Genomic DNA, 25593 nt, shown 5'->3' with positions numbered 1-25593 from the left:
GCGGAAGCAGAACGGACCATGCTCTCTAAGGTCATTCGCTCTTCGGAACTTAGCACAATCGTGGGCGCTCGACGCGACATCATCGAGCACTTTAAGTCAAGAAATGATATAAGTCAATCTATTTATATCACGCAACACTAGCTCAGCTACAGCGTGACTGTTTTAGGCTTTGGGCAGCTACTTGGCCGGGACAGGTTTTCTTGCCTGATAGGTACAGCTTGCGACTAGTCCATCAAGCGTCACTGCCTCGTTGATGGTATCGTGCGGAATCAGCAGGTATGACCACGGCTTGCCATCAATGGCTTTAGCGTAGTCAGTCGCGTGCTCACACCAGAGTGCTGCCGCGTCGGCCTTCGCCAGCACTGCTCCATCTTTCATGTCTTTGGAAGCCTTCGGTTCGCAGATCAGTTTGGCTTTATTCGTTTCCACAACGAAATCCGGCTCGTAGGGCTCGTATGCGGCGTCCCGTTTGTAGTGAATCTGGAAATCGCCTTTGCCGGGCTTAAACCATTTCATCACCTGATTTTCGTTTTCCAGGATCACAGAGAACCTGCGCTCAGAATCGGACTGGAAGCGCTGCGCAGGGTAAAGACATTTGTTAAACCCGCCAAACAGCATTCCCCGGATCAGGAGCTTGTCATCAACTGGAACCCGGAAGTTTCGAGGCGTCTCGCCAGCGGGCATGGAATAGTTATTGGGGCGCAGCGTCGTGAACCCACGGCTGACGTGGACCTCGTATTCGGTGGACTGCTCCTCATAATGCTCCTGCATCTGTGAGTGAATCAGTTCCACCAGTTGGTCCCGGTGATACTGAAGCACATTGGTCACATCTTCCTCGCTGGCCAGATAGGATTTAAGATGTTCAACCACCTGTCCGGCCAGATTATAGAGAAGCTCTGATTGATCGTCGTAGCTGATATCGTCAAAGTCCATCAGTCCACTGACCAGGTAGTCCTCCAAGCGCGCTTCCGGTGCGATACCGTCGCCGCTTATCAGCCGATGCTGCGAGTGATCGCGCAGATGGGCAATTAGAATATCCTTGGCTACGGGCTGAAGCTGAACTCCCTTCAGATCAAGCTGGAAGTCGCGGTATCCGGCGGTCACTTCGCCTTTTGGCACAACTACGATTCGAGGAATGTCGATGGATTTTTCTATATACAATTCCACTGCCTTGGTGACAACTTCTTTGACGTTTATAGGCTCCGCAGTTCCCTCCAAGACTCCTTGAGCCGCCGTTGTTGCTGTTTTCACGCGCTCCACCAGCTTTTCTATATTTTCGGGAGACTTCAAATCAGCCGACTGGGCCAACCGCTCCATTGGCCGAATCGCCATCAGGGTAGCCTGCGCGACCTCTTGTTCCCGCCTGGTGTTGAAGAGCGGCTTCTGCTCAGCCACGACCTCCGGCGAAGTCAAACCGGGTGCAACTGCCGTCATGACGAGTGGCGCTACCTGCACTGCTTTTGTCTGCTGATCGGGGATGTCGCGCCCGATAACCACTCCCGTCCGGATAATCGAGTCCGGCCTATTTGCTTCATCTATGATCTCCTGAAACTTGTCATGGGAAACAATGGTGAGCCGGTCCACTGCCGGGACGCCCACCCGCCTGCCGTAGGGTAGCCGCAGACCACGGCCAATCGACTGCTCCACCAGCGTTTTCGAGTTTGCGGCGCGCAGCGGCACAATCGTATAGAGATTAGTCACATCCCAGCCCTCTTTCAGCATGTTGACGTGGATCACAATCTCCGTGGGGTTGTCCCGGTCTTCAACGGACAGCAACTGCTGCACCGTCTCGTCCTTTTCTTCCCCTCTCAGGTTGGAGTGGACCGTAATGACCTTGCCTTTGTAGCTCCCTCCGAAGAAATCATCCGATTCAATCACTCCGCGCAATTGATCGGCATGGCCGGTATCCTTCGCCACAATCAGCACGAAGGGCTTCACAATCGGCCTGTCGCTGTTCCGTGCATATACGTCGAGCTCGGTCTTCGTGTTCTCGTGAATGCGGATGCCATCTTCAAGCTTCAGCTTTTCCAGCGATTCTTCGCTGTAGTTGTTGATGTTGGAGTTCTCTCGCGTTGCCACGGCAGGTTCTTTAACATAGCCATCATTCATGGCGCTAGAGAGCGGATAGCTGTAGATGATGTTCTTAAAAGGCTCGGTATGTCCGCCCGTCTCAACCTGGGGCGTCGCGGTCAGTTCCAGTCCCAGGATTGGTTTCAATTCGTTGATGGCCCGCACGCCTGCAGACGCCCGGTAGCGGTGCGATTCATCCATCAGCAGCACCAGGTCCTTAAGTCCGGCCAGATAGTCGAAGTAGCTTTCGCCGATGTATTCGCTCAGGCGTTTGATTCGGGGAGGCTTGCCGCCGCGGACCTCGCTGTTGATTTTTGAAATGTTGAAAATATTCACGTGAATCGGGCTGGTGTCAAACAGCCGGGCCTGCACCGAGTCTTCAGCGCGAACGCCACGGCCACTCTCGTAGTTATCGCCGGTGATGATTTCCGGGTGGTTGGTGGCGAATTCGGCGATGCCATCAAACACGTACTTGGGAGTGTTCGGAGTGAAGTCCGCAATCAGCTTGTTATAGATCGTCAGATTGGGAGCCAGCACAAAGAAATGCCGGCTCGCCTTCATCCGGCGCAGGTAGGCGATAAACGCCCCCATCAGCCGGGTCTTGCCGACGCCCGTTGCCAGCGCGAAGCAGATTGACGGGAAATCGCGCTCAAAGTCCGTCACCGTCGGGAATTCACCCTTGATCGCTTCCAGGGCTTGAGTGAGGTCCGGGTCAGAATCGCTCGGTGCCCGATCGAGTGCCAGCAACTCGCACACCCGGTCGAGAATATTCAGGGATTCCCGCTGCGGCGCCCGGAGGCTCAAGCGGTTGGATATGGCGTTTACGACTGGATTCATTTGCCGCCGCCCTCCGTTTCCGCCACTGCCTCAGACAGGTCCAGCGAGCCATTGCTGCTGGACTTCCTCCCGTTCCTGGGTTTTGCGCTGGCTGCTGGCTCAACGAATGTTTCCGGCGGGGGCGCTGGCAGGTTCTCGATTTCTAGGCTGTAGTCGTCCTTGCCCCATTCGCAGCGGTTCAACACCATTTTGGGAATCTTCTTCACCGTGAGGTTGGGAAACTGTGAGAGATCGCGAGCGCGAAAAGCGGAGCAGCAAACCAGCAGCGACCGGCTCTCCCCCACATCCTCGCTGAGCTTTTGAAGCTGTTCGCGCGTGAGCGTTTGGGTGGTAACGTAAATGAAATCGCGCTCTGTGGAATGCCCATGCATCCAGTATTCCGTTTCGCTGGGAGCATACGTGAAGCCTTCCAGCTTGCACATCGCTTCGGCCAGCATGGCTGCGTTGAATTGTTTGCTGATGACCCAGTTCCCGAACCTGTCCTTTTCCAGCAGCGAAGGCGCAATCCGGTAGTACCGGAAACCACCACCGCCTTTCCAGCCAACAGTCTCCGTGACACCTGTCAAATCCGTCCCGTTGATGATGCTAGTCATCCTCGGTACAATGTGGCTGTCGCAGTGTTCACGAAGCTCAACCATCACCCACTTACGTCGCATTTTATGGGCAACAGCTCCCGTTGTGCCCGAGCCTGCGAACGAGTCCAAGATCCAATCGCCCGGGCTTGAGAAATGCCGGATGATTATTTCCAACAACTTCTCGGGTTTCTTCCCACTTCTGAACTCAACTCCACCTTCGTGCCGACAATTCCCGAACGAGCCTGCAAGATCATAGAAGTTCTCGATCGGGGACAAGCTCTGGACATCGGGATTCTCTAGCTGGTTAAGTGGAACACCCTGGAAGTATTTTCCCTTAGTGGCACCAGCCCTTCGAGGACCCGTGAAATAGCGAAAACCAAATTTGTCATCCCCAATGCCCGTAACCTTATACAATGCGCCAAGCCCATCGATCGTTGACCTTCCCGCGAGATAGTCCCGAAAAAAGCGGCCAGACGAATTACCATCAAGGATCGTCCCAGTCGCCCAAATCTCCTTAAGACCGTTCTCGGTTCCTTCCCCCTCAGTGATTTCATATTCGTCTGGCCGGAACAACGTCACGTCCTTGCCGCCCAATTCAAGCGGCCGTCCCCCATGTTTTTCGCGGATGTAATATCGGAACTTTTCGTACGATGCATCAGCGGCGTTAAGGTTGGGGACCGCTCCGTAATCTCGTCGATATATGTGAATCTGCTCAATTTCCTTGTGAAAGGCCATATCCTGTTTGAGAGTCTTTTCGGGATAACGGACCTGGATGTAAAAGGTTGTCAGGTAGTTAGCCCGTCCGAAAACCTCATCCATCAGGACCTTGAGGTATTGCCCCTCTGAGTCATCAATGTGGCAACAAATGAAACCGTTCGGTCGGAGAAGATTCCGCAGTACTTCGAGGCGGTCCCGCATAAGCCCGAGCCATACAGAGTGCTCGACCGAATCATCGTAATTCTCAAAAGCGTTCCCGGTGTTGTAGGGTGGGTCTATGTAGATGCACTTCACCTGCCCCGCAAACTCGGGCTCCAGCGCCTTCAACGCCAGCAGGTTGTCTCCGAAAATCAGCCGATTATCGAAGATGTCGTGATCGGTTACGCGCGTGGCCGCGTGGTAGGACTGGGCCGGGTCTTCCAGCAGGACTCGCGGCTCCAGCCGCGGCCGGTCCTCCTTCCCAATCCACGTCAACTCCAGCTTTTGCCGTTTCTCCATGGGCATCAGTTATCCATCCAAGCGGTCTGTGCTCCCAGCCTCATTCTGCATCTGGCCCTAAACATTTCTATCACTCCACGCGCCATTGGATCGTGAAAAGCTCTTCCGTAGTCGTGTTTTTGGCGCTGCCGTGCGCCGCGCCGAATGAGGATTTCGCGCGTAAATGCTCATCGATCAGCGCCCGATGGAACGAAAGCTGTTCGAGGCCGCCGCAGGGATCGGGCGCAGCGAGGCTGTCGCCGCCATCAGAGAAAACCTGGGAGAAGCTTTTCCGCCACCATGAGGGCCGCGCCCACGGCGCCCGATTCTCCGCCCAGGCGTGAAACCGTCACCTTCAGATTTCTTATCGAGCGGTGGAATGCCCGGCCGCGGAATGAATGAAACAGCGGCTTCAACATCAGCCCCTTTGCCGCGCGCGGGACTTCTCCTCCCAGCACAATCGCTTCAGGATTCAGAAGGTTAACGATGGTGGCAACAGCGGTCCCCAGATGAACGCCGGCTTCCCAAAGGACCGTGTGCGCAAACTGATCGCGGAGTCTGGCGGCATTCACAATGGCCTCGATGGAAACCATCTCAGGCTGATTTTCCATCAGCGGCGCGAGGCTGGAGTGGACCCCCTGCTGTAGTCCGCCCTTGACGCGGTTGATAATGGCCCAGCCGGAGGCATAAACCTCCAGGCAGCCTCGGTTTCCGCAGGAACAGATGTCACCACGCTCGTCGATGGTCGTATGGCCAAGCTCCCCGGCCAAATCGTTTGCTCCAATGTAAAGCCGGTCATCGATGTAGATAGCCGCCCCGAGTCCCATCGAGACGACGACGTAGGCAAAGTTGCTGTACTTTTTTGCCTGGCCGAATTTCTTTTCAGTCAGCGCCATGGTGCGTACGCTGTCCTCGACGACTACCGGAAGACCGTATTTCGTCTGGATCTTCCGCCTGAGCGGCACGTTGTTCCAGCCCGGAACCTTGGGCCAGAAAAGCACCGTCCCGGACTGGCGGTCGATAACCCCCGACACGCCAATGCCAATCCCTTTGATCAAGCGGTCAGCTTCCACTGCTGATCCGATTTCGCGCTCAATCAGATCGAAGACATGCTGCTCCCCTTTCCGGATTTCGGTTGGCAATTTCTTCAGGCTTAGGACCTTCCCCCGGAGATCGGTGACGACGATTCGGGTATTTGCCCGTCCGATCCGAATTCCGATGACGTGCGCCAGGTCAGAAACAACGTGCAGCAAGATTCGCCTTCGGCCAGCCCGGGAGGGAGAGCGACCGCCCTCTTCCACCAGGCCGCGGCGGCGCAGCTCCGCCACCAGCGTGCCGATATAACTCGGAGCAAACCCGATTTGGTCTGCCAGGCCTTTCCGGGAAGCTTCCCCTTGGGAATGAATCGCTTCCAGAACGGCTAACAGGTCCTTTCTCTTCATCTCAGGCTTCTTTCGTAGGTCGTCCTCGTCCCGGATATCGGGTCTAAAGCGCAAGAATCATATCACGAGGAGAATTCGGAAAAAGCAGTTAGTTCTTGAGAGAAATAAGCGCGTTGACATCGCGCCCCATTGCGTTGTATAACCGTGGCCGATCTCTCGCAACTGTATTCAGGAGGAAAATCTCTTACAGAACGTGCGGGCGGGGGTGTTAAGAAACCCCTGCAAGTGAAGTCCACCAGCTTCCAGCACTCAGGCAAGTTCTTCAGGAGGCATTTCTCCGCGCCCGTCCGGTTCGTTCAGAGGAAAGTACATGGCCGATTTGAATCGCAACCTATTGTGCAAGGTGACTGCTGCCTTTTCGGACCTTACCGGCAAGGGCCGTCGGAAGAGTGCGGCGGGGACCGTAACATTGCTGGGCCTGTTGTTGGTTGTTCTCGGGTTCGCCCTGCCCGCCCGGGCGCCGCTCGATGGGCAGTCGCCCGCCGCCGGAGTTCCGGTCTATCTCGATCCCAAACAGCCGATCGAGCGCCGGGTGGACGACTTGATGGGCCGCATGACCTTGAAGGAGAAAGTCGGCCAACTAAATCTGCCGTGCGTTTATGTGGATGAACTCGGCAAGACGATCCCGGAGAAGATGATCGCGTGCCGAAAGTTCGCTGCCGGGACTTACACCAGCGAGATCGGCCCGGCCTGCGGCTACTTCACGCTTGCCGATACGATTTTGCACGAGGGCGTCAAGCAGCAGGTGGAGTATTTTAACGGACTGCAGAAGATCGCGCTTACCCAGACCCGCCTGAAGGTCCCGCTGCTGGAGGATGAGGAAGGGACGCACGGCGGGATGTTCTCCGGGGCGACGGTTTTTCCGGAAGGGCTTGCCATCGGCAGCACGTTTGACATGCCGCTGGTGAAGGCGATCTATGCGGCAGCGGCGCAGGAGTCGCGCGCGGTAGGGATCCACGTGCTTTCCACGCTGGTGCTGGAGCTTGATCGTGACCCGCGGATGGGGCGCAACGAGGAAGCCTACACCGAAGACCCCTACCTGTATTCCCGCATTGCCGAGAACATTGTGCGCGGCGCGCAAGGCCCTAACATTGACGCGCCCGACAAGACCATCGCGCTGATGACTGATTTCCCCACGCAGAGCGAGCCGGCCAGCGGCCTGGAACGCGGCGCCATCGAACTCTCAGAACGCAACCTGCGCGAGAACTATCTGCTGCCCTGGATTGCTGCCTTCCGGGCGGGAGCGCTGGGCGTGATGGCGGGGTATCCGGAGATCGAAGACGAGCCCGAACACTCTTCGGTGAAATGGAACGACACGATTCTGCGGCACGAATTGGGGTTTAGCGGAATCGAGGTGAGTGAAGGTGGAGGCTTCGAAACGCTGATCTATGAGCACATCGTTCCGACGCAGAAGCAAGCCGGCGCGCTGGCGCTGAAGGCCGGCGTCGATGTGAACATCACTTACGAACCGGCGTACATGGGCCCGCTGATTGAAAACGTGGAAGAGGGAAAGGTGCCGATCGCGCTGGTTGACCGGGCGCTGAGACGTGTGCTGGAGGTGAAGTTTCGGCTGGGGCTGTTCGAGCACCCTTATGTGGACCTGGCGCAGGCCCAGCGGGTGATGCATTCCAAGGAACATCAGCAACTGGCGCTGCGGACGGCGCGCGAGGGCATCGTTCTGCTGAAGAACGAAAACAACCTGCTGCCGCTGAAGAAAGACTTGAAGTCGATTGCGGTGATCGGCCCGAACGCGGACGACGCCGTCAACATGGTGGGCGATTACTCGGCCCAGGTGATCCTTCAGCATATGGCGTCGATCCTGGAGGCGGTCAAGGCCAAAGTATCACCGGCTACGCAGGTGCTTTACGCCAAAGGATGCGCCGTGAACGACCAGGACAAAAGCGGAATCGCGGCGGCCGTCGAGGCTGCCAAGAAGGCCGGTGTGGCGATTGTAGTGGTGGGGGAGCAGGCGCGGCGGAAAGGCGGCCATAATACGGCTTCACCGACCGACGGCGAGGGATATGACGTGGCCACCCTGGACTTGACCGGCGTGCAGGAAGACCTGGTGAGGGCGGTGGCCGCGACGGGCACGCCCACGATTCTGGTGATGATCAACGGCCGGCCGCTCTCGGTGCGCTGGGAGGCGGAGCATCTGCCGGCGATTGTGGAGGCATGGAACCCGGGCGAGTCGGGTGGGGAAGCGGTGGCCGACGTGCTTTTTGGCGATGTCAATCCGAGCGGGCGGCTGGCCATCACCATCCCGCGCAGCGTGGGGCAGTTGCCGGCCTATTACGACTATAAACCCTCGAAGGCTTATTGGATCGGCCGGGGTTGGGCGGAACACCAGAGGGGATATGTGGATATGCCCGGAACGCCGCTCTACCCCTTCGGCTATGGATTGAGCTACACGCAGTTTCAATACAGCAACCTGCGCATCGACCCGCCGCAGATTTACAACCACGGCGAGACGCATGTGACGGTGGATGTGGAGAACACGGGCAAACGCGCGGGCGTGGAAACGGTCCAGCTTTATCTCCACGAGCGTTACACTCCGGTGGCTACGCCGGTGAAGCAGTTGCACGGGTTTGAGCGAGTGGCGCTGGAACCGGGGCAGAAAAAAACCGCGACGTTTACGCTGGGGCCGGAAGACCTGCAACTGCTGGACCGGGATAACCATTGGGTGGTAGTGCCGGGGACGTTTGACATCATGGCGGGGAAATCATCAGACGACATCAGCTTGACAGGAACATTGGAAGTGAAGGGCTCGGGCGGCCTGGCGGGATATGAATAGACAGCCAGAGCCACGGAGAAGTTCAGCGCGGAGTATGGGTTTGGAAGCGCGCGATGCTCAGAAATGATCTACCCCAGGATGGTTCCCGGCGGCCACAATGAAGGGAAAAGTAATGATGGGTGAACGGCGCTGGTTTCTCTGCCGCGATTTTCTTCTGTCAGCTCTTGTATTGTTGCTCTTCTGCCCGCCGGGCAAAGCCGCCGTGATGAAAGCGGGAGTGGCGCGGGTGGACATCACGCCGCCCGCGGGCGTACAGATGTGGGGCTATTTTAATCGCTTGAAAGGCGCCGAGGGTGTCATTGATCCGCTCTACGCCCGGGTTCTGGTCTTGGAGGCCGGCGAGCAGCGCCTGGCGTATGTTGACCTCGACTTGGGGAGGACGTTTGGACCGGCATCGATTGAACGCCTGCGCGAGGCTGCAAACCAATCGAGCGGCATCAGCAGCCTGATAGTCCAGGCTACGCACACGCATGCCGGCCCGGTAGTGATGGATGTTTACCCGTCCGGAACCCCGGCTTGGGAGACGGCGGCACTCGAAAAGATCGGACAGGCCATCCACGACGCGCACGACCATGCCGTACCTGTCCGATTGGGAACGGGCTACGGAAAGGCTTACATTGGCTACAATCGCCGTCGGCTTAACCCCGACGGTACGGTGACGATGGTGTGGAACAACTCGGCGCGCGTCCCAACCTGGCCGGTGGACCCCACCATCTCGGTGTTGCGCATCGACTACATGGACGGGCAGCCGCTGGCCGTCCTGGTGAATTACGCCTGCCACCCGGTCACTTTCGGCTCCGATAATATGCGATTTTCAGCCGACTTTCCGGGCGTGATGTGCAAAACGGTGGAGAAGGCGTTTGGCGGCAAGCCTCTCGTTTTTTTCATGCAGGGCGCTCCGGGAGACATCAACGTTTACGATGCCGGGACCCCGGTGACCGAGGATGTGATTGGAAGACGGGATTGGGCGGGAGAAACCCTTGGCAAGGCCGCGGCAGAGGTGGCGCAAAAAATTCAGACTGCCGCAGACCCTGACGCCAGCATTGATTTTGCGGAAGACCCGCTGCCGATCCGATTGCGTTGGGAAAAAGAAAAATTCCGGGAGGAGGTGGTGCATGAAATCAGCCCGGAAGCTTTCAAGATTTATGCGCCGCCCATCGAAGAGACCCTGCATCTGCCCGTAACCACGGTGCTGATTGACCGGAAAATCGCCATGATGGGCGTGCCGGGTGAGCCGTTTGTGGAATTCCAGATGAACTGGCGCCAGCGGTGCAGATTGCACGATTGCTTCTTCCTCGGGTATGCGAACGGCTATGCCGGATATTTCCCCACCATTCAAGCGGCGGTTGAAGGAGGTTACGGAGCCGCCAACGCGACCACGTGGGCAGAGGTTGGAGCAGGCGAACGCATGGTGGACCACGCCGTCGTCACCCTGTATAAGATGTTAGGATGGGTGAAGGACGCGCCCAAAGAGGACTGGAAATGAAGCGGGCGTACACGATTGGCCGTGGCCCATCGCGTTGAAGGAGGGATTTATGGGCGAACCCAAAGACGAAAAGAGCGCCCTTGAGGCTGGAAAGCCTGCGCGCAGTGGGCCGTTGCCGCTGGAATTTCCCGGCGCGCAACATTATGACCAGGAGGAAGTGGACGCCGTCGTCCGCGTGCTGAAGAGCCGCTCGCCTTACCGTTACTACGGACTTGACCCGCAGCGCGAGGCGGAAAAATTTGAGGAGGAATTTGCCGCCTTTCTCGGCGTGCCTTATGCGGTGGCGGTCAGCAGCGGCACCGGGGCGCTGCACGTCGCCCTGTCGGCGCTCGGAGTGGGGCCGGGGCAGGAGGTCATTATTCCTGCCTATATGTGGGTTGCTGTGATTGCTGCGGTGGTCAACCACGGAGCGATCCCCGTGCTGGCGGATATTGACGAAACCTTTGGGCTGAATCCGGGTGCGGTGGAAAAGCAGATTACGCCGCGCACGGCGGGAATTATTGCAGTCCATATGAGCGGAGCTCCGATCAATATCACGGAAATCCGCAAGGTGGCCCGCGCGCACAATCTCTTCCTGCTGGAGGATTGCGCGCAATGCTGTGGAGGCCGCGTGGGCGGCCAGCCGGTGGGAACGTTTGGCGACATGGGAATCTATAGCTTCCAGCTCAACAAAAACATGACCAGCGGTGAAGGCGGCTGCGTTGTAACCCGCGACGAACAGCTTTATCGGCGGGCTGTGGCCGCGCAGGATGTGGGCTATCCGCGGGAAGCGCGCGGGCGCTTGCTTCAGAACGACCCCTCGGCCCGCCTGTGGGGACGCGGCTACCGCATGGATGAAATCAGGGCGGCTATTCTGCGCGTTCAACTGCGCAAGCTTCCGCGCGTCATTGAGTCGATGCACAGGAGCAAGTACCGCATCCGGGAAGCCCTGGAAAAGTTTCCCCAGGTGCAGTTGCGGAAGATTGTGGACCCCGCAGGAGACACAGGTTGCTTCCTGATTACAACCTACCCAGACGCTCGAACGGCGCAGGCAGTCTGCGCGGCGCTGCGGGCGGAAGGCATCGCTACTTACCCGCAGGGGATGTCGAATCTTGTTATGACCGACTGGGGGCTGCACCTCTACAGCAACAATACCAGCCTGCTGGAACGCGCCAGCGTTGACGGCCGTGGATTCCCGTGGGACCTGGCTGAAAACGCGGCCTCGCACCCGAGTTATGAACGCAGAACCTGCCCGTCGGCAGATGATCTCTTCGAACGCAGCATTATCATCGCCATCCCTTCCTGCCTGACCGCCCAGGACGAAGACGAAATTATTTTTGCATTTGAAAAGGTGCTGGGCATGCCCCACCAGGCATCAATGCAAAGCACCGCAGGCTGAGAACCGCGCGCCATGAGGGCGGGTCTTTGTGCACCGGCGAGGATTGGGAGCCCAAATGAATAGAAGGCAGGTGCTTCAACTTTTGGGCGCGGCGTCCGTCTCCTGCCTGGCAAGGAAGCGCCTGTGGCCACAGTTTCCTGCGGCGTCTGCTCAGGGCGCAGCCTTTCCTCACTATGTCGATGTTGCCGGTCGCGCCGGGCTGACCGCCAGGACCGTGCTGCAAGGCGACCCATCAAATGATTTCCTTTTGGCTACCACGGGCGGCGGCGTGGCGCTGATTGACTATGACAACGACGGCTGGCTGGACATCTTCCTGCTGAATTGCTGGGGACTACACGGTTTTCACGAGGGCGAAGCTCCCACCAATCATCTCTACCGAAATAATCGCGACGGGACCTTTACGGATGTGACCCTGAAGGCGGGTCTCACATCCCACGGCTGGAGCCAGGGAGTGTGCGTTGGCGATTACGACAATGACGGGTTCCCGGATTTGTTTGTCACCCAGTACGGCCACAATCTTCTTTACCACAACAACCATGACGGAACGTTCACAGACGTCACGCGCGGCGCGGGCCTCAATGCGTCGCCGCCGGCATGGAATTCAGGCGCCGCCTTTCTCGACTACGACCGTGACGGCAGTCTCGACCTGTTCGTTTCTCATTACGTCGACTACCAATACGGGCTCACCTTGTATGGCAGCAATCCGAATCTTGAGGGCACTCAATCGCCCGTTCTGTATGGCGTCGCGGGCTTGAAGGGGACTTTCAACACCCTCTACCGCAACAACGGCGACGGTACTTTTACGGACGTATCGGAGAAGGCAGGAATCCTGAAGACGCGCCCCACCTATGGGTTTACACCGCTGGTGGCCGACTTTGATAACGACGGTTGGCCCGATATTTATGTGGCGGACGATTCCACTCCCAGCCTGCTTTACCAAAACAATCACGACGGCGCCTTTTCAGAGATTGGCCTTCTGGCTGGTGTGGCATTTAACAGCAATGGCCATACCCAGGCCGGCATGGGCGTTGACGTAGGCGACTACGACGGTGATGGAAGGCTCGATATTCTGAAAACAAATTTCTCGGACGAACCCCCTGCCCTTTTCCACAATGATGGGCAGGGATTCTTCACAGACGTTACGGTCCAAGCAGGGCTTGCGGGGGCCGTGCAGAATGTGAAATGGGGAACGGCATTTTTGGATTTTGACAACGACGGCAGCCAGGACATCGTGATTGTTACGGGCCCGATTTATCCTCCTGGCGTGAACAGCCATCATCCCATGGCGTCCGAAAGCGGCAAAAATCTTCTTTTCCGCAATCTGGGTAACGGACGATTCGAAGACATCTCTGCAGAATCCGGGCCCGCGTTTTCAGAATCGCGCTGTGGCCGGGGGCTGGCCGTTGGCGACCTGTTCCACACCGGACAGCTCGACCTGGTGGTGAACAACATCAACGACCGGCCGTCTTTGCTTCGCAACCAGCGGCCTTCGTCGAATTCGTGGCTGCTCATCAGGCTCGTCGGGACGAAAACCAATAAATCCGCCATCGGTTCACGAGTAACTGTAATCGCTGGAGCGCAGCGGGCAATGCAGGAGGTCAGAAGCGGCGGCAGCTTCTGTTCGCAGAATGATCTGCGATTGCACTTCGGCCTGGGACCGAACGTGCGCTCGGCGCGCATGGAGGTGCGCTGGTTGAGCGGAAGCACACAGGTTCTGGAGCGCGTGCCGGCCAATCGACTGGTGACCATCGAGGAAGGCAAAGGCATAGTGGCGCAGGAACCGTGGTAATTTTGATGAAGGTGCGGCGTCACGATGCAGAATTTGTAAGTTCCTGGAGAGTGGTCAATCCTCTGGTATGTTTTGGAATTGCCTGATCGTCATTTTTCTGTCCCATAAGTGGCTTTACCGTCATGCCATGCTGGTTTTCCTGATCGTTCCCGTGGCCTTGGGACAAACGCGTATGCCATCGGCGGCGGTTCCCAACAGTCCGAATTCCGCCGAATACACTCAGGCGGTAAATCTGCTGAAAAGCCATCAGGTGGATCAGGCGCTTGCGGCAATCCGCGCGGGGCTGGATAAGAACCCTTCCGACTGGCAACTGTACGACTTGCAGGGGCTTGCCGAGAGTTCAATAGGACACGCTAATAAGGCCGAAGCCAGCTTTCAAAAAGTGATTCAATTGGCTCCCAAACGCGCTCTGGGCTATGCCGATCTGGGCGTGCTGTATTTCCAGTTGGGAAAGTCAGACGAGGCGGCGCGGCTTTTCAAGTTGGCGCTTGACCGCGAGCAAGACAATTTCAGGGCCTTGCTGGGGCTCGGCACGATTCTTCTTGGATCCAATCAACCCGCACAAGCGGCGGAAATGTTAAAAACTGCGTGGAGTTCGAACCCCGGTAACTTCCGGGCCGGCTATGAGTATGCCCTGGCTTTGCGCGATCTGAAGCGACCGAGGGAGGCTCGAGAGGTCCTCGCGAAGATGCCCGCCCCTGCCCAGCCCGAATTCGCTACGAAATATTATGCTCTTTCAGGGTCAACGGAAGAGGACCTGCAAAACTGGCCTGCGGCGGCCCGGGATTATTCCCGTGCATACCACTTCGATCCTGGAGAAATCGAAATCTATTCATCCTGGGTCCGCGCGGCGGTCAAAAGCAGGGACCCAAATGAGATTCGTGCGCTTCCACCTCCTCCTGCAGGGTTCTCCGCTCAGCAGCATTTCGCTCTAGGTACGATGTTCGCCTCCGCAGGATCGTTCAAGCAGGCCATACCCGAGTTCAGGGCCACCTTGCAGGCGGACCCCGCCAATGAGGCGGCGGCGTACAATCTGGCGCTTTCCTGCCAGCAAATGGGCAACTCCCAGGAGGCCATTAGCGTGATTCAATCCGCCCTGCAGCATAAGCCTTCGGCCGCGCTCTATAATCTGCTAGGTTCGGTGGAAGAGCAAAGCGGGAATTACGTTCAGGCCGCGCGAGATTTGCGGCGGGCCGTGGACCTCAATCCGGCGAGCGAAGAATACTACTTCGACCTCGGAATGGAATACCTGTCGCATTACGCATTTCGGCCCGCACTCGATGCATTCGAAGTGGCCGACACAAAGTTTCCCGGCACTCTCCGCGAGAAGGTGGGTCTGGGTTATGCCCATTACGGGTTGCACCAGTACCCGGAGGCGGAGCAGGCTTTTCTGGATGCGATTGAAATCAGCCCTTCTGCCCCGGCTGCAATTGCGGCATGGAATACGCTGTCTTCTTTTCTCACACCCGGCGGATACCAAAAGATCAGCGGGCGCTTGCGCCAACTCGCTGAGGCCCACCCATCGAGCGCCGAAGCTCTCTATTACTGCGGCGTCAGCATTTTTCAATCTGGCGAAGGGATGGGCAAGCCCGCCGGCCTGGCCGCTGCCGAAGAATACTTGAAGCGTGCGATAAGTCTGAAGCCCGATTACGCCCTTGCGCATCTTGAGTTGGGGCAGATCTATGCGTCCCGCAATGACTTTGGAAATGCGATCTCCCAGTTTCTGGAAGCGATCAGGATCGATCCTGACTCCGCAATAAGCCACTACCAGCTTGGCCAAGTCTACCGGAAAACAGGGAAGCTGAAGATGGCCGGGCAAGAACTTGCTCAATACTCCCTTTTATCGCAGGAAGAACGCTCCGAGATGTCGCATCATCAAAGTGAAATCAAGAAGTTTCTCATCGTGGAGACAGCCAGACCTGGTAAGTAAATCGTGAGGCGCGTGGCGATTTCGCCCGTCTTAATTCTCCCCTTAGAACAACTCCCGCCTGCCGCAGCCAGTAAATTTTTCTGATGTGAACTGACCTTTCCAACCTTGATCGCAGGAAAAGTACCGCCAGTCACGAAGGGTGCGCCGTGTCCTGGGTCGGTTATTGGCTTCCTGGCAGTGGGCCGAGAAGCGCGACGGCCCGTATGTTGCTGTTTATATGGCTGCTTGATATTCTGGCTGGCCTGGCCTGATCCAATTTCCCCGGCGGCTGCTGCCATTAATTCTCAAGAAAATTAATGATTGACTGAAGGCTGGGCCGCCAATTATACTCGACCTCACCTGCGGAATGACTGGCGGAACAGAGGGAACATCAGGGTTTGGGTCACGAGCCCTGATGGTTCGATTTCATCGTCAGCATGCCGGGAGGATGTCTTTTTCGCATTTCATTAACGTGAACTACCCTGGGGATTCAGAAATGGCCAGATAGTGGTCTCCTTGCTGTACCGGGACCGCGGAAAAATGGCGGATCCGCTACGGCATCGAGCTGAAAACAGCTTCTGAATCTCAAGAAACTGGAGGCACTGGCAATGCAAAGGTGCATCATGCAGGCAGCGAAATGTGTTGTCATCGTGGCATGTATGGTCTTTTGGGGAGTCGCAACCGTGGAGGCGCAAGTTGACAGAGGCGGTGTTGCCGGGACGGTGACGGATTCGAGTGGAGCAGTCGTCCCCGACGCAGCGGTGACCATCGTCAATATTGGTACCCAGCAGACAACGCGGCTCACAAGCGACAGCTCGGGAAATTTTCTTGCCACCAATCTCCCCATCGGCCAGTACACGGTCGCTTTCGAAAAGTCGGGGTTCAAGCGGACCCTCCATAGCAATGTCTCCGTCAGTGTGAACCAGACAACACGCGTTGACGCAACTTTGGAAATCGGGCAAGTAACCCAAAGCGTGGAGGTTTCAGCGGCCCCACCGCTGGTTCAAAGTCAGAGTTCATCCCTGGGCACTATTGAAACCGCGCGCCGCATCGTTGACCTGCCGCTCAATGGCCGGAACTTTATTGCCCTGGCGTATCTGGGCCCGGGCGCCAACATGGCCCCACCCGGGGCCAATGTCGGCGGGGGAGTTTTCGAGGACGTACGGGCCAATGAAGGGCTCACCGTCAATGGGATTTCGGCCTCGCAGAACAATTTCCTGATGGATGGCGTAGACAACAATGAATGGGGTCTTGGCGGTGTGGTGGCCTTACCGCCACCGGATGCAATCCAGGAATTCCGGACAGAAGAAAACGCCATGAGCGCCGAGTTCGGACGGGGCGGCGCCGCTGTTAATATCGTGCTCAAATCCGGAACCAACCAGCTCCATGGTAACTTTTGGGAATTCGTTCGAAACGACAAACTCGATGCTCGAAACTTTTTTGACGATACGCGCCCCGCATTTCGCCGGAACCAGTTCGGAGGCTCCGCGGGCGGTCCCATCATCAGGGACAAACTTTTTATTTTTGGGGATTATCAGGGAACGCGCATCCGCCAGGGGCAAACGTATCTCTCCACGGTCCCGACCCCGCTGGAGCGCACCGGTGACTTTTCCGAAATGGGCACGCCGCTGTTTGACCCGTATACCACAGACCCGAATACCGGCGCTCGCGCTCTTCTCAACCCTGCCGATCCGTTTGTAATTCCTGCGGGCCGCATCAATTCTGTCGCGCAAAATGTCGTGAACCTTTACCCGCTCCCGAACCGGCCGGGCGTTGTGAACAATTATCTTTTGAACCCCAAGTACACTCAGGACGAAGATTCCACTGACATCAAAGTCGATTTTCCATGGCGCGCGCAGGACCAGTTTTTTGGACACTACACGTTTGATGACGTCCGGGCGCACACGCCGGGTCCACTGGGTGATCTCGGCGGAACGGATTGCTGCCCAAGTGATGGCACCAATAAAGCGCAGAATGCGGCAATTGGGTGGACCCATACCTTCAGCCCCACCATGCTTGCGGTTGTGACGGGAGCCTGGGAACGATATCTGGTGAAGGCCAACCCGCTGCAGTACGGCAATAATCTATCTGAGCAGCTCGGCATTCCCGGAGCTAACCGGGGCGACCTCACAACTTCAGGGCTGACGGCTTTCGACGTTTCGGGCTTCACAGGGTTGGGAGATTCGCTCTGGACGCCCGAATTTGCAGCCGAAAACATGGCCGATCTGTCAGGAGTTCTCACCAAGATGGTGGGTAAGCACACCCTGAAATTTGGGGTGAGATATATCAAGATGCAGCGGAATTTCTTCCAGTTGCAGTCTTCGAAGGGGCGGTTTGAATTCGACGGGTCGTATACCCAGGACTTATTGACGGGAGATGGCGGAAACGCGCTGGCCGACCTTTTGCTGGGAGTGCCGAACCACAGTGAACGCGACGCTCTCCAAGGAAGATTCCCGACCCGCTACTGGAGCCTCGACGAATTTGTCCAGGATGATTTCCGCGCCACGCCGGACTTGACCCTCAATCTGGGGCTGCGCTACTCCATTTTCTCGCCGGCCGCCGGGCGCATCGGGAATTTTGACTTTCAGCGGGCCATCGTTGTCAATGACCAGGACGCCGGGCCCAACGCGGTCAGCGAGCCACATGCCGGTGTAGCCTTCGATTATGGCGATTGGGGGCCCCGTGTTGGCTTTGCCTGGACCCCCTTCGGCCATAAGACTACTGTAGTGAGGAGTGCTTATGGGGTGTTCTACTCGCCGCAGGGAAACATCTTCGATGACCTGGGCTTGAATCCGCCATTCCTGGACTTTGCCAGCCATGATTTTTCAGCGGGTAGCATTCCTACAACCAGCCAATTGGTCTCGTCCGGCTTTCCTTCGACAATCATCTTTCCCGACCCATTGCATCCCGCCGGAAACCTGCGCGTCCAGGGACCCAAGCGCTGGATGCCCAAAATCATGGAGTGGAATTTTACGGTCCAGCATCAACTTGGCCAGAACTGGGTGGCGCAGGTTGGTTATGTGGCAACACGCGGTTACCGCCTGTGGAACCATGAAACGGGCGACCTGAACTCACCCACCGAACCTCGGGACTCTAATTTCTCTGATCCCACAGGAAACATGGGCCGGCGATATTTCAATGTTCTGCCGAACCTCGTTTCGCTCCTCCCTCTCGATTACGCACAGTTGTCGATGTTCTACAATTCGTTCCAGGCCAAACTGGAAAAACGCTTTGCGAACGGATTGTCCCTCCTCACCGCATACACTTATGCCAAGAACCTGGGCACATCGGACGGTTACGTCTCCGGAAGTTTCCAGAACATCTACGATCCAGGGGCAAGCCGCGGGCCGATCGGCTCTGATAGGACCCATCAGCTTTCCGTAAGTTACCTCTACGATCTACCTTTTGGCCGCGGAAAGACCTACTTGACGAATGCCGGAACCGCTTCCGATGCCATCCTGGGGGGATGGGAAGTCAGTGGGATTGTCGCGGCGCAAAGCGGGTTGGCTATTACTCCCGGTCTGTCGTTCGATCAGACCAACGCAGGAGCCCCGAGCCCGAGGCCGGATATGATCGGCAACCCGAAAGACTTCTCGATTGGCACTTCGACCCAGGCGGCGCTGGGTTGCAGCCAGCCTGGAAAGCAGACCTTAGATTGTTTCTACAATCAGGCGGTGTTTATCCTGCCGCCCATTGCTCCCGGCCAGAACTTCGCCCGGGTATTCGGGAACACGGCCAACGGCGTTCTCCGTGGTCCGGACCTGGTCAGCTTCGATTTCTCGGCCTTGAAGAATTTCAAGTTCAGTGAGCGGTGGACCCTGCAGTTTCGGGCCGAGATGTTCAACATATTCAACCATCCGAACTTCGCGAATCCCGACACCACCGTGGACAATCCTGGCGGTGCAAGCATCACCAGCACGGTACCGGACAACCAACGCGAGATTCAGTTCGCACTGAAGCTTCTTTTCTAATCTGGGAGAGCTGCGTTGATGCGCCGCTGGAAGGCAACCGCGCCGGCCGGACGAAGCCGTGGCCGGCAACCTGTTTCACGCTCAGAGAGGAAGATCATGATGCGAATCGCGCTGATTCTTGTGCTCATCCTTGGCCTCATGCCTGTATTCTCTATGGCGCAGGAAACAAAGCTTGAGGACATGACTGGGAAGACGGTCCTGGTGTTTTCGCCGCACCCGGATGACGAACTGTTCGGCGCAGGGGGCACGATTGCCCTGCTGAACAAGAACCACAACAAGGTGATCGTGGTGCTTTACACAAACGATGATAAAGGCAGCTATGACCTGGAGATGAGTTCCGAGCGCCTGGCCCGAATTCGGAAGAGCGAAGAAGAGGCGGCGGAAGCTGTGCTGGGCACGCCCCAAGAGAACATCATCTGGATGGGCTATCACGACGGCATGTTGGAATACGCGCCCCAGCCCAAACTGACGGAAGAGGCCACCGCGATCATTCGACGAGTGCGTCCTGATGTTCTACTCAGCATCGACCCGGGAGACTGGTATGTGCGCTGGCACAAAAGCGACCACCGCATGGCCGCGCTTAACACCATCGATGCAGTACGCGCCGCCGAGTTCTGGCTCTATTTTCCGAACCAGCTTCTGGAGCAGCATCTACAGCAGTACCAGGTGCCGTCGATGTACTTCTATTACACTGCGCCTCAGGACACAAACTACGAGGTCAACATTGACAGCGTCATGGACCTCAAACTCCAGGGAGCCATGAAGCACGTCAGTCAGTTCGAACCTGCAATCCACCATTACCGTCCGGACTGGGACCCCAAAGACGAGGCCAGCGCAAAAGCGGAACTGAAAAAGCTGCAGCCGAAGAAAGATGGGCACTACGTCGAGCAGTTCCGGAGGGCTACGGGATTCAATCAGGAATAGGGCCAGGTGTGCCGTAGTGCGCCTGCCATCGGGCGGACGGTTGCACCAGCGCGAAATGTGTAAAAGTCGCGAAATCGAGGGAGGGGAACGCGATGCGGTCGCATGTCAAATTTTCGATTAAGCATGTGCTTTGTTGCACTGGCGCCCTGATAGGACTGGCAAGCATTCTGCCGCCGACTCTTTCGGCCAGGCCGCAGGAAGCACGCGCGCCATCGCATATTCCTCCCCGGCGGTCATCGCAAATTCACGACGGATTTGGAATCAATTCGGACCTGCCTAGAGAGCCCTACCTTCCGTGGGACCGCTGGTGGTGGACGCGCATGGCGGACGCCGGGGCCAAATGGATCCGGATTGGGCAATACGAAAACAGTTCAGACCTGACTAGTTGGGACTGGATTGAGCAGAAGCGCGGAGTTTACGCGGCGCCGCCCGGCCTGGACGATTATGTCAACTGGCTGGTGGACAACGGCATCGATATCCAGGTCCAGTTGATGTACGGCAATCCCATGTACACCGCGCAGGCGGGGAAGTTGCCGGATTCCATCACTCCGGAGCCCGGAACGTTCCATAACGATGACCGCAGCCTCTATTCGGTGTTCTGGGCGCCGACAACGCCGGACCAGATTGCTGCTTTCATAAAGTACGTCAAGTGGATGGTCGGCCATTTCCGCGGGCGCATCCATTACTGGGCGTTATGGAACGAACAGGACATCGGCTACTGGAACCCTTGGGGGAACCCGGAAGAGTACGGCCGGTTGCTGAAAGCATTCGTTCCCGCTGTGCACGAAGCTGATCCCGATGCCAAAGTGATTTACGGCGGGCAGGCGGACCCGATCCGCGATTTCGCCAAGCGCGCTCTTGACGTGTGCCAGTGCGCCTCCGGAATCGACGTGTTCGCATATCACACCTATCCGGGCTACGGACAGAACATGAATCCGGAGACCATGGATTACGGCGCCTACAGCAACGAATCGCCGGCCAAACTCCGGGACCTGATCCGCCACTATCCCGGCATCCGGCCTGACATTCAATTCTGGGATGACGAATTTAATTCCATCCCTTCATGGACGGGCTCGGACGATTCCGTGCAGTCGAAGTACGTGCCGCGTGGAATGGTTTACAACCTTGCGGCCGGCGTAAAAACCTTTGTATGGCTGCTTGCGGCGGGTACTGACGGAAACGAATTTGACGATTTCGGCCTGATCCACGGGCTGAGATATCTGCCGGAGGATTTCACTCCACGGCCCGTGTTCAGCGCCTACGAACATACCAACTGGCTTTTCTCGGATACCCGCCTCGACCCCTCTATCAAAATTGAAAACCCGGATATCCCCGCCTTGCGGCGCAAGACGAGTTTTCCATTTCTGGCCTATGGGTTCCGGTCGCAGAGCGGCAAAGCCGTTGTCGCGTACTGGATGGCGGCCCACAGCCTGCCCGGCAATAACTTCCCACCGCTCTATTCGCCATTGACCATCGAGAACTCCGGCATCGAGCACCCGGTGCTGATTGACGTGGTCTCAGGTGAAATCCGGCCGCTGAACTGGAAAACGGGAACGACGGACACCCTGGAGTCGGTGCCGGTGCGCGACAGTGTGATGGCTATTACGGATGCGAGCTACTTCGATTGGGCCGTTCTGCCGGAGGCACCCAGTTCGCTGACTGCCAGAGTGGCAGGCAGTGCCGTGAGGCTGGCGTGGGAAGTCCATGGCGGGAGCCCCTCCGGAGTTGTCGTCGAGCGGCGCACGGGTGAAGGCGCGTGGACGAGCATTGCCAAACTGTCTTCCACGGCTTCGCAATATGAAGACGCTTCGGCGCCCGCGGATTCAGTTGTTACGTATCGCGTGCGCACGGTGAACGACGCGGGCGAATCGGCCTATTCGAACGTGGTCCACGTTGAGAGATAAGGAGCAGACGATGGGAAAACTGGCGATCACCGGAGGCAAGCCCGTCCGAAAAAAACCGTTTTCCGACTGGCCCATCTACGGCCGGGAGGAGGAACGCGCCGTGCAGAAGGTCCACCTCGATAGCGGGCTTTCGCTTTTCCGCATCCGCACCATGCAGCAAGTCGTCGCCGAAAACATGGAAGACACCAGCCTGCAAACCTGGCTGCTCGGAATCTTCGCCGCACTGGCTCTCGTGCTTGCCGCTGTGGGCGTTTACGGTGTGATGGCCTATCTCGTCACGCAGCGCACTCACGAAATCGGCATTCGCGTCGCCCTCGGAGCGCAGCCTCGCCACGTACTCTCGCTGGTCATGGGCCACGGAGCGCGGCTCGCCGCCATCGGAGCCGCCGCTGGCGCGGCACTGGCTCTAGCGCTCTCGCGCCTCATGTCCACTCTTCTTTTCGGCGTAACGCCCACTGACGTGCCCACGTTCGTGTCCGTGATTGCCTTTCTGATGGGCGTCGCGCTGCTCGCCTGCTACATTCCCGCGCGCCGCGCCATGAAAGTTGACCCCGTGATCGCCCTTCGCCACGAATGAGCGTAGCTGTCACTCCGGCCAAGTAATTCATAAGCTACGCCGCGCGTATCGCGTGTCCGATTCTTGCCGCCGCAGGATTACACTGCTCATTCGCGAACACCTTCAGCGATTTTCAGAGCAGATCAAATTCATCGGAGCTTTCGACTCATGCCCAACGACCTATTGCCGCCAGTGCCCGCTAAACCATCCGGCCCACCGCCCATGCCTACGCCCTCGATTATTTCCGCTATGCTGAAATCGCACGCGCGCATCAGCGATTTGATCTTTTCGCCCGGCAAACTGCCCCAGGTCGAATCCGACGGCCAGCTCGTCGGCGTCCAGATTCCCGGCGTGGAAATCCTGCGGCCCGAAGACACCGCGCGCATCGCCGCCGATTTGATCGGCAATAATAATTACGCCGTCGAAAGGCTCCGTCAGGACGGCTCCTGCGACATTTCCTACAGCCTGCCGAAACTCTCGCGCTTCCGTGTGAACATTTTCACGCAGCGCGGCAGTTGCGCCATCGTTATGCGCGTGATTCCCTCGAAAATCCCAAATTTCGACGATCTCAACCTGCCTCCGCAGCTTCAGGAAACTGCCGAGCTTCGCAACGGAATCGTGCTCGTCACTGGCCCCACTGGCTCCGGAAAATCCTCCACGCTCGCGGCCATCATCAACAAAATCAATCAGGAAAAGGCGTTTCACATCCTCACCATCGAGGATCCCATCGAATTCCTTCACAATCACGGGAAGGGAACCATCCATCAGCGCGAACTTCACAGCGACACGCCTTCCTTCGCCCTCGCTCTTCGCGCCGCTCTCCGCCAGGCGCCCAAAGTGATTCTCGTCGGCGAAATGCGCGACCGCGAAACCATCGAAATCGCCATGGAAGCCGCGGAAACCGGCCATCTCGTTTTTTCCACGCTGCACACCATTGACGCTTCCAAAACCATCGAGCGCATCGTCGGCGTCTTTCCTCTCGCCGACCAGCAAGTGATTCGCATGCGCTTCGCCAAAAGTTTTCGCTACATCATTTCGCAGCGCCTGCTTCCGCGCAAAGGCGGGCAGGGCCGCGTCGCCGCCATCGAAATTTTGAAGTCCACCATGCGCACACGCGAATACGTTGAACGCGGCGAGAGCGAAGGCAAATCTCTCGTGGACGCCATGCGCGATGGCTCGACCGAAGGCATGCAGCATTTCGACGCGGAATTGGAGCGCATTGTGCGCGACGGAATTATTGACCTTCAGACCGCGTACGCATTCGCCACGAATGTCGGCAATTTCCGCCTGCAAATGGCCGATTTTGCAGAAGCTCAAGGGGAAGGGAATTCTCGGAACGGCGCCGCGCGAAAAGCGCCCGCCACGAAACCAGCCGCGTCCGCTCCTTCGACAGGCTCGCCGGAAAAATCCATGCTCGACGGCCTCGAAATCGAGCGCTAATGGGCTTTCATCTTTTGCTGTGAACGGGTCAACTTGGCTCGCCGCGGCACACGCCAGCCGTCTCGCAATCGGCGCACGTAAGCATCCGCGTGCTCATCGGCCCACAGTTCTTTGCCCGATCCTCGCAGTGAGAGCAACGGATCCTTTTTCCCGCATTTTCGGTGAGTCATCACAGAGCACCATGCCTATTCTAATGCTTTGCCCTTTGTCTCCGGCAGCGCCAGTGTGAGCAGCGCCGCAACCAAAAATGCCGCGCCCAGCAACAAGAACGATCGTCCCAATCCATAATGCACAGCCAGCGCGCCAATCGCCAGCGGAGCCGCCGCCGAAATTCCTCGCCCGATGTTGTAGCTCAATCCCATCGCCGTCGCGCGTATCTCCGTGGGAAATAATTCCGACGCAATCGCGCTGAACCCTGAAAAATATCCCGTCCCGAAAAACGCCACCAGCGGCCCCATCGCCAGCAGCCACAACGGACTTCGCAGCAATCCGTAAATCGGCGTCAGCAGCGCCGCCACCAGCAAATAACTGAAATACGTTCGCCGCCGTCCCCACACATCCGCGACAAATCCGAACGTCACGTACCCGAACCACTGTCCCACAGCGATGATGATCAGCCAGCTATACGTTTTCGAAACACTCAGCCCGCGCCCGCCCTGCGCCACCGGCAGCGAAAAATACGCCGGAATCCACGTGAACAGCCCCCAATATCCAATCATGCTGAACGTATTCATCGCTGTTGCGACAAAGCCATTCCAGCGAATGTCTTTGCGCCACAATTCGCGAACAGGCACGCGCCGCGCATTTACGGAGGAATCTCCGCGCTCTTTCCAGATTTCCGGCTCCGGCACGCGCCGCTGAATCCAAAATGCGACCAGCGCCGGCAGCACGCCGACAAAAAAAACGCCGCGCCATCCCCAGCGCGGCAAAATCGCCCAGGCCGCGCCCGCCGCGAGCATCCCTCCAATTGCCCACGTGGACTGCATCAATCCCAGCGCCTTGCCGCGATGCTCCGCCGGCCACGTCTCCGCCACCAAAGCCGCGCCCGCGGTCCACTCGCCACCCATCCCTAATCCCAAAATCACCCGAAAAACCGCCAGCACCGCCACCGAGCTTGCGAATCCGCACGCCGCCGTCGCCAGCGAATAAATCACAATCGAGGTCGAAAGCGAACGCGTCCGCCCAATGCGATCCGCCACGAATCCGAAAATCACGCCTCCGACTGCCGAAGCCACCAGCGTCAGCGAACCGAGCAGCCCGCCCGCTTCTTTCCCGAGTCCCAAATCGCGCATCAGCGACGCCAGCACCATCGCGTACAGCGTCACGT

14 protein-coding genes are annotated in these 25593 nt (G+C 57.7%); 10 read left to right on the top strand and 4 right to left on the bottom strand.

Features of this window, described 5'->3' with window-relative positions:
* Window positions 1-177 precede the first annotated feature (177 nt).
* The 3 genes from VFQ24_03610 to VFQ24_03600 all read right to left on the bottom strand — a co-directional run bounded on the left by VFQ24_03610 (window position 178) and on the right by VFQ24_03600 (window position 6118).
* On the bottom strand, window positions 178-2907 hold the full coding sequence (locus tag VFQ24_03610; protein ID HET9177423.1) for a DEAD/DEAH box helicase family protein: 2730 nt from the start codon (window positions 2905-2907) through the stop codon (window positions 178-180).
* Window positions 2904-4697 carry a site-specific DNA-methyltransferase gene (locus tag VFQ24_03605; protein HET9177422.1) on the bottom strand — a complete coding sequence of 598 codons (1794 nt, stop codon included), beginning with the start codon at window positions 4695-4697 and terminating at the stop codon, window positions 2904-2906. The genes VFQ24_03610 and VFQ24_03605 overlap by 4 nt, the downstream gene beginning before the upstream one ends.
* Before the next feature lie 245 nt (window positions 4698-4942).
* Complete coding sequence (locus tag VFQ24_03600) at window positions 4943-6118, bottom strand: ROK family transcriptional regulator (protein HET9177421.1); 1176 nt, start codon at window positions 6116-6118, stop codon at window positions 4943-4945.
* A 310-nt stretch (window positions 6119-6428) separates the two neighbouring features.
* Between VFQ24_03600 and VFQ24_03595 the strand changes: the two genes are divergently transcribed.
* The 10 genes from VFQ24_03595 (at window position 6429) to VFQ24_03550 (ending at window position 24266) form a co-directional block, all read left to right on the top strand.
* Window positions 6429-8909: a glycoside hydrolase family 3 C-terminal domain-containing protein gene (locus tag VFQ24_03595; GenBank protein HET9177420.1), complete on the top strand. Its 2481-nt coding sequence runs from the start codon at window positions 6429-6431 to the stop codon at window positions 8907-8909.
* A gap of 97 nt (window positions 8910-9006) precedes the next feature.
* Window positions 9007-10395, top strand: coding sequence for a neutral/alkaline non-lysosomal ceramidase N-terminal domain-containing protein (locus VFQ24_03590; GenBank protein HET9177419.1), 1389 nt, complete (start codon window positions 9007-9009; stop codon window positions 10393-10395).
* A gap of 49 nt (window positions 10396-10444) precedes the next feature.
* Window positions 10445-11773 (top strand): DegT/DnrJ/EryC1/StrS family aminotransferase, encoded by a 1329-nt coding sequence (locus VFQ24_03585; protein HET9177418.1) that lies wholly within the window; start codon window positions 10445-10447, stop codon window positions 11771-11773.
* A 55-nt stretch (window positions 11774-11828) separates the two neighbouring features.
* Entirely contained in the window at window positions 11829-13562 is a 1734-nt protein-coding gene (locus VFQ24_03580) for a CRTAC1 family protein (protein HET9177417.1), read from the top strand.
* 67 nt (window positions 13563-13629) lie between these two features.
* Entirely contained in the window at window positions 13630-15492 is a 1863-nt protein-coding gene (locus tag VFQ24_03575) for a tetratricopeptide repeat protein (GenBank protein ID HET9177416.1), read from the top strand.
* 587 nt (window positions 15493-16079) lie between these two features.
* A complete protein-coding gene (locus tag VFQ24_03570; protein ID HET9177415.1) occupies window positions 16080-19442 on the top strand; it encodes a carboxypeptidase regulatory-like domain-containing protein in 3363 nt (1120 codons plus the stop codon).
* 96 nt (window positions 19443-19538) lie between these two features.
* Window positions 19539-20366: a PIG-L deacetylase family protein gene (locus VFQ24_03565; protein ID HET9177414.1), complete on the top strand. Its 828-nt coding sequence runs from the start codon at window positions 19539-19541 to the stop codon at window positions 20364-20366.
* Window positions 20367-20458: 92 nt separating this feature from the next.
* A complete protein-coding gene (locus tag VFQ24_03560) occupies window positions 20459-22270 on the top strand; it encodes a hypothetical protein (protein HET9177413.1) in 1812 nt (603 codons plus the stop codon).
* Window positions 22271-22280: 10 nt separating this feature from the next.
* Window positions 22281-22847, top strand: a complete 567-nt coding sequence (locus tag VFQ24_03555; protein ID HET9177412.1) for an FtsX-like permease family protein — start codon at window positions 22281-22283, stop codon at window positions 22845-22847.
* Between the two features lie 147 nt (window positions 22848-22994).
* Window positions 22995-24266: a PilT/PilU family type 4a pilus ATPase gene (locus VFQ24_03550; protein HET9177411.1), complete on the top strand. Its 1272-nt coding sequence runs from the start codon at window positions 22995-22997 to the stop codon at window positions 24264-24266.
* 185 nt (window positions 24267-24451) lie between these two features.
* Here VFQ24_03550 and VFQ24_03545 read toward each other — a convergent pair.
* On the bottom strand, window positions 24452-25593 hold a 1142-nt coding region (locus tag VFQ24_03545), incomplete at its 5' end, for an MFS transporter (protein HET9177410.1).

This window comes from Terriglobia bacterium (genome assembly GCA_035712365.1).
Taxonomy (GTDB): Bacteria; Acidobacteriota; Terriglobia; order UBA7540; family UBA7540; genus SCRD01.
Note: the sequence above shows the minus strand (reverse complement) of the source record. Positions and strands in the feature narration are given on the sequence as shown.